Raw genomic sequence first — 609 nt, 5'->3', positions numbered from 1 at the left:
AGAAATGATTGGGAAAGATAATCCCTTCCATTACTATCCCGACTTTTTAACTTCTTCAACACTTGAATTACGGAGGTACGAAAATGAAAGACATTACAAGCACGATTACCAAGCCCCTCGCCATCCTCGGAGAGAACGGCAAGGGCTACACCAAGGAAGCCAACTTCATTTCGTGGAACGGCAATGCCGCCAAGCTGGACATCCGAGAGTGGCATCCGAACCACGAACGCTGCGGCAAGGGCATTACGCTCACGGAGGACGAGGGCAGAAATCTTTACGTAGCACTCAAGGCAATCTATGAAAAGGAATAATCCTTTTTCGGCTGGTAACGGGGCGTTCGGAAACGGACGCCCCTATTTTTACGGAGGGAGGTGATGACCGTGGAGAATATGAAAACCGGCTTTGTGGAGAGAATCGGCGGCACGATTTTCGTTGTCAACGCAATGCCCGCAGAGAACGCAAAGCATACGCAGGAGGAGCTTGTAAAGGCTCTGATTGCAAAAGAAGCAATGGCTTTGCAGGAAGGAGATGTTGCCTGATTGACTTTACGCACAGCTATGCGCTTTGGAGATTTTTCAAAAAATATCTCAAAACCACTTGACAGAAGGG

At 48.4% G+C, this 609-nt stretch carries 2 protein-coding genes; both read left to right on the top strand.

Annotation, left to right across the window (positions count from 1 at the left end; genetic code table 11):
- The first annotated feature begins 83 nt into the window (after positions 1-83).
- Positions 84-311, top strand: a complete 228-nt coding sequence (locus IAG03_RS14130) for a YdbC family protein (protein ID WP_249320754.1) — start codon at positions 84-86, stop codon at positions 309-311.
- Between the two features lie 69 nt (positions 312-380).
- A complete protein-coding gene (locus tag IAG03_RS14125) occupies positions 381-539 on the top strand; it encodes a hypothetical protein (RefSeq protein ID WP_249320756.1) in 159 nt (52 codons plus the stop codon).
- The last annotated feature ends 70 nt before the right edge of the window (positions 540-609 follow it).

This window comes from Yeguia hominis, from assembly GCF_014384705.1.
Taxonomy (GTDB): Bacteria; Bacillota; Clostridia; order Oscillospirales; family Acutalibacteraceae; genus Yeguia; species Yeguia hominis.
The sequence above is the reverse complement of the archived record's forward strand: the minus strand, read 5'-3'. Positions and strand labels throughout refer to the sequence as shown.

Coding starts and splice junctions, on each gene's coding strand:
- IAG03_RS14130 (WP_249320754.1), top strand. CDS start 84: ATGAAAGACATTACAAGCACGATTACCAAGCCCCTCGCCATCCTCGGA.